The following is a 5,253-nucleotide window of genomic DNA, read 5'->3' on the forward strand; positions in this document are numbered from 1 at the left end:
CTGATGGACCTTGGCGCCGCCGAGGTGATCTCGCGCGAGGAGCTTGCCCAGCCGGCCAAGCCGCTGGCCAAGGAGCGCTGGGCGGGCGGCATCGACGCTGTCGGCAGCCACACGCTGGCCAATGTGCTCTCGATGACCTCCTATGGCGGCGCGGTCGCCGCCTGCGGCCTGGCCGGCGGCATGGACCTGCCGGCCAGCGTCGCGCCCTTCATCCTGCGCGGTGTCTCATTGCTCGGCATCGATTCAGTGATGGCGCCGAAAGCAGTCCGCCTCGAGGCATGGCGCCGCATCGGCACCGACCTCGATCTGCAGAAGCTCGCCAGCCTGTCCAGCACCATCGGGTTCGACGGCATCGTCGATGCCGCGCGCGATATCGTCGAGGGCAAGATCCGCGGCCGCGTCGTCGTGGATATGTGACTCCGCCCAACTGCCGGAAGGGCGGATGCAATCGCCAGATCTGGTGGCAAACCCGCCGCGCCTCGGCAAAAAGCGCTCATCCGCTAAAATTGGAACGATCCGCCGCAATTTTCCATAAGCTCTGTCTGGCAAGAATTTCGCATGATCGCGCAATCCGGCAGCCAACAGGCGGACACTGGCGACGATGTCGATGCGGTGCTCCCGCCGGCGTCGACGCGGCGCTTCGTCGCCGCGCCGCCGCTGGTGCCCGAGCCGGAATTCTCCAGGCGCGAAGGCCTGTCCTTTCTGACATTCGTCGCCATCGTGGTGATGGCCGGGCTGGCGCACCTGACCGGGGCACCGATGTTCATCAGCGTTGCATTGCTCGCAACCGGCCTAGCCGGCCTTGCCATGCATCTGCGCGCCAGGCGCAGCGAACATCGCACCGCCGCCCTTCTTGACGAAACCACGGCCCGCAGCCGCGCCGAGATCGAGACGCTGGCCGACCGCATGTGGGAGATGCAGGAGAGCGATGAGCGCTTTCGTGGCCTGATCGACGCGCTTGGCGATCTCGTCATCCATCGCGACCGCGACGGCTACATCGTCTATGCCAACAAGGTCTTCGCCGATCTCGTCGAGATCGACCAGCGCGATCTTGCCGGCAAGACCCTGGCGGAACTCGGCATCGAGGTCGGCATGGTTCCCGATGCCGCCTTTTCCGACCATGAGTGCCTGAGTTCCACCGATGTCTCTATCAGCACGCCGAGCGGGCAGCGCTGGTTCTCCTGGATCGAACTGTCGGTGCGCGACAAGGACAGTGGCGCGGTTTCGCACCGCGCCATCGCCCGCGACATCACCGCCCGCAAACGCGCCGAGTCCTCGCTGATCACCGCACGCGAACGGGCCGAATATGCCAGCCAGGCCAAATCGCGTTTCCTCGCCACCGTCAGCCATGAAATCCGCACCCCGATGAACGGCATCATGGGCATGGCCAGGTTGCTCGCCGACACCAGCCTGTCGCCGGAGCAGCAGACCTATGTCGGCGCCGTCTCGACCTCAGCCAGCGCATTGCTTGCCCTGATCGAGGATCTTCTCGACTATTCCAAGATCGAAGCCGGGCGTTTCGACCCGGAGCCGCAGCCGATGTCGGTGCGCGAGATCGCCGACAACATCATCGAATTGCTGGCGGCGCGCGCCTTCGCCAAGGATATCGGGCTGGGTTGTCATGTCGAACCCGACGTGCCGCAATTGATCACCGCCGATCCAGGCAAGGTCAGGCAGGTGCTTCTCAACCTCATCGGCAACGCCATCAAGTTCACCGACAGCGGCGGCGTGCTGGTGAGCATTGCACGCGCACGCACCGAAACCAGCGACCGCATATGCTTTACCATCGCCGATACCGGTCCGGGCCTGCATGATGCCGACCTGGAGCGCATTTTCGAGGAGTTCGAGCAGGCCGACGGCACGTCGACACGCACACATGGCGGGGCCGGCCTCGGCCTTGCCATCTCCAGGCGCCTGGTGGCCGCCATGGGTGGCACGATCTCGGTATCCAGCCGGCTCGGCCAGGGATCCGAGTTCGTCTTCGAAGTCCCTGCGACAGCGGCCACCGAAGCGCCGCAGGGCCGCCAGAATGCTCTCTCGGGCAGACGCGTGGTGATCCTGTCGAAGAACGCCGTCGAGGCCGACGCCATCGCCCGCACCATCCGTGCCAACGGTGGCGCGGTCGACATCGCCACCACCGCCGCACAGGCCGCGCCTTTCGCCGCCGGCTGCGACGCGATCCTGGTCGATGCAGCGATGGAGGAAGGCGACGGAAGGCTGCTCAAGCGCCTGCGCCAGAGCGGTTTCTCCGACTGTGAGGCGATCACGCTGATCGCGCCGACAGATCGCGGCATGCTTGGCGAGTTCCGCGCCAGCGGCTACGCAACCTTCCTGGCCAGGCCGGTGCGCGGCGGAACACTTTTGCGTGTACTGTTGAGCAGCCATGCTCCGAGCCTCGGCCCGCCGCAGCCGGAAAAGCGCGGCGCGCCGACACTGCGCGCCGTCGGCAACCGCCAGCGCGGCCTGTCGGTGCTGATCGCCGAGGACAATGACATCAATGCCATGCTGGCCCGCGCCACGCTGCTGAAGGCGGGGCATCGCGTCAGGGTGGTCGGCAACGGCAAGGCGGCCGTCGAGGCTGTCACCGGCGCCGCGCACAAGGACCGCTTCGACGTGGTCTTGATGGATCTGCACATGCCGGTCATGGACGGGCTGGACGCGATTGCCGCCATCCGCCGCCATGAGGAAGAAAGTGCCGTGCGGCCGGTGCCGATCATGGTGCTGTCGGCCGACAGCCAGGAAAAGACCCGCCATGCGGTGTTGGCCCATGGCGCCAGCGGCTTTGTCACCAAGCCGCTCGACCCCGAGGCGCTGGTCAATGCCGTCGAGGGCCAGGTCGTCGCGGCCTGAGCTTTCCACCGCCCATTCCGCACCGGGCGATCACTTAAACGTAGCCGGTTGATCGTATTCGCCAGCCGACGAAGTATTGCCCACGACGTCGTATCACGGTACTGTCACAATCCTGTTGCACCTACACCGTATCCCCGTGCCAAGAGGGATGGCTCGAAGGAGAATCACTCGTGCATACAGTTATGCCGGAATGTGACACTCGGCCGAACGCCAGCAGCGCCTTGCTTGCCGGACGTAACGTCGATTCCGTCATAAAGGGCGCCGCACTGGGCCGTATAGGCAATCTTGAAGTGCGGCTCGCTCGCAACGAGGCCGAGATCGCGGCCGCGCAGGAAGTGCGCTACCGGGTGTTCTACGACGAACTTGGCGCCAGGAAGGACCTGTTCCAGGCCCATGACCGCCGTGACGCCGACCGGTTCGATCCGCTCTGCGACCATCTGCTGGTTTTGGACACCACGCTTTCCGGTCCCGAACATCGCCGCATCGTCGGCACATATCGGCTGCTGCGGCAAGAAATCGCGGCCACGGCCGGCGGTTTCTATTCCGAAGGTGAATTCGAGCTGACCAAGCTCATTGCCCGTCACCCCGGCCAGCGTTTCCTTGAACTCGGCCGCTCCTGCGTTTTGCCGGAATACCGCTCGAAGCGCACCATCGAAGCGTTGTGGCAAGGCATCTGGGCTTACATCAACCATTATGAAATCGGTGTGATGACCGGTTGCGCTTCCTTTCACGGCACCGTGCCGGCGGCGCATGCCGAGGCGCTCACCTACCTCGCCCACCACTGCCGCACGAATTCGGCCTGGGACGTGCGCGCGGTCTCCGGGCGCTACTGCTCGATGGACCTGATGCCTATCGAGGCGGTCAATGCCAAGGCGGCGATCGCCGCGATGCCGCCTCTGGTCAAGGGCTATCTGCGCGTCGGCGCCCGCATCGGCGACGGCTGCGTCATCGATCGCGAATTCTCGACGGTCGATGTGTTCGTCGTGATGCCGGTCAAGGAGATCGGCGCACGCTACGTCAACTATTATGGCGGGGAAGCCCAGCGCTTCGCTGCGTGAGGCTAGCGAATAGAAAGTAGCGGGAGCTATCTCGTTCAACCCCTATTCGCTATTCGCTTCCTTTTCACAAAATATCTTCCGGCCGCCTGCCGGGCCGGCTCTTGTAGGACGGAAACGACCAGCCGAATTTGAGCGCGCCGCCACGCACAAGGAACGCCGCCGCAAAACCGGCAAGGTCCGAGGCGAGCGGCGGCAGTCCGGCAAGATCGCCAAGCGTGTAAAGGCCGGCACCTGCAAGGGCCGCCGTGACATAGATTTCGGGCCTGAGCAGCACCGATGGCTCGCCGGCAAGGAGATCGCGCAGAATGCCGCCGAAAGTGGCGGTGAGCACGCCGGTGATGACTGAGACGACCGTCGAACCGGTAATCGCAAGCCCCTTGGCCGCGCCCATCACCGAAAAAGCGGCGAGCCCGATGGCGTCGAGCCAGAGCAGCCATTTCCAGCGCGATTCGACACGATGCGCGCTGAAGAAGACCAGCACCGCAACCGCGGCGCAGACCAGCACATAGCCGGAGTTGGCGACCCAGAAAACCGGCAGGTTGAGGATGACGTCGCGAAGCGTGCCGCCACCTATCCCGGTGACGCTGGCCAGGAACAGGAAGCCGATAATGTCGAGCTGCTTGCGCGAAGCCGCAAGCGCTCCGGTCGCCGCGAAGACGGCGACACCGGCATAGTCGAGAAGCGCGATGGGGTTCATTGCAGGCCAGGGGAGTAAGGGAATAAGGCAGTAGGGCAGTAGGGCAGTATGTTTAGCACGAAGCCGCACGGAAGGTGCGATTGCCCTTTTCCCTACTGCCCTACTGCCCTACTGCCCTACTCCCCTACTCCCTTAACTATGCATCTTTCTCAGCCTGCTCGTTTACCGGCCCCGGCTCGACCGGCGCTTCAGCGGCGGCAAACTTCGGACCGCCTTTGGCGACGCCGACCATAGCCGGGCGCAGCACGCGGTCGCCGATCGAATAGCCCGGCTGCACGACCTGGACCACGGTGTTGGCCGGGACGTCCGGATTGGGCACTTCGAACATCGCCTGGTGGAAATTGGGATCGAACTTCTCGCCTTCCGGCGCGAGCTTCTTGACCCCATGCCGTTCCAGCGCCGACAGCATGGCGCGCTCGGTGAGGTCGACGCCTTCGATCAGCGCCTTGAAGCCGGCGTCACCCGATGCCTTGGCCTCGGCGGGAATCGCATCCAGCGCGCGGCGCAGATTGTCCGACACCGAAAGCATGTCGCGGGCGAAATTCGCGACCGCGTAGGTGCGCGCATCGTGAACATCGCGCGCCGTGCGGCGACGCAGGTTTTCCATCTCGGCCGCCACGCGCAGCGCGCGGTCCTTCAGCTCTTCAT

5 protein-coding genes are annotated in these 5,253 nt (G+C 64.7%); 3 read left to right on the plus strand and 2 right to left on the minus strand.

The features are described 5' to 3' along the window. The 3 genes from EN925_RS22185 to EN925_RS22195 form a co-directional block, all read left to right on the plus strand. A partial coding sequence (locus EN925_RS22185; protein WP_348630355.1) for a zinc-binding dehydrogenase occupies window positions 1-417 on the plus strand: 417 nt, incomplete at its 5' end. A gap of 141 nt (window positions 418-558) precedes the next feature. Then, window positions 559-2,850: a PAS domain-containing hybrid sensor histidine kinase/response regulator gene (locus EN925_RS22190; RefSeq protein WP_027161326.1), complete on the plus strand. Its 2,292-nt coding sequence runs from the start codon at window positions 559-561 to the stop codon at window positions 2,848-2,850. Window positions 2,851-3,032: 182 nt separating this feature from the next. Further along, complete coding sequence (locus EN925_RS22195) at window positions 3,033-3,908, plus strand: GNAT family N-acetyltransferase (protein ID WP_023812526.1); 876 nt, start codon at window positions 3,033-3,035, stop codon at window positions 3,906-3,908. Window positions 3,909-3,972: 64 nt separating this feature from the next. Here EN925_RS22195 and EN925_RS22200 read toward each other — a convergent pair whose 3' ends face one another. Both EN925_RS22200 and grpE read right to left on the minus strand, forming a co-directional pair. Beyond that, entirely contained in the window at window positions 3,973-4,605 is a 633-nt protein-coding gene (locus tag EN925_RS22200; protein ID WP_127388361.1) for a trimeric intracellular cation channel family protein, read from the minus strand. Between the two features lie 136 nt (window positions 4,606-4,741). Beyond that, on the minus strand, window positions 4,742-5,253 hold a 512-nt coding region (grpE, locus tag EN925_RS22205; protein WP_128336925.1), incomplete at its 5' end, for a nucleotide exchange factor GrpE.

The sequence above is a fragment of the Mesorhizobium sp. M7A.F.Ca.US.006.04.2.1 genome, from assembly GCF_004022915.1.
In the GTDB taxonomy this organism is placed as follows: domain Bacteria; phylum Pseudomonadota; class Alphaproteobacteria; order Rhizobiales; family Rhizobiaceae; genus Mesorhizobium; species Mesorhizobium ciceri.

Coding starts and splice junctions, on each gene's coding strand:
- EN925_RS22190 (WP_027161326.1), top strand. CDS start 559: ATGATCGCGCAATCCGGCAGCCAACAGGCGGACACTGGCGACGATGTC.
- EN925_RS22195 (WP_023812526.1), top strand. CDS start 3,033: ATGCCGGAATGTGACACTCGGCCGAACGCCAGCAGCGCCTTGCTTGCC.
- EN925_RS22200 (WP_127388361.1), bottom strand. CDS start 4,605: ATGAACCCCATCGCGCTTCTCGACTATGCCGGTGTCGCCGTCTTCGCG.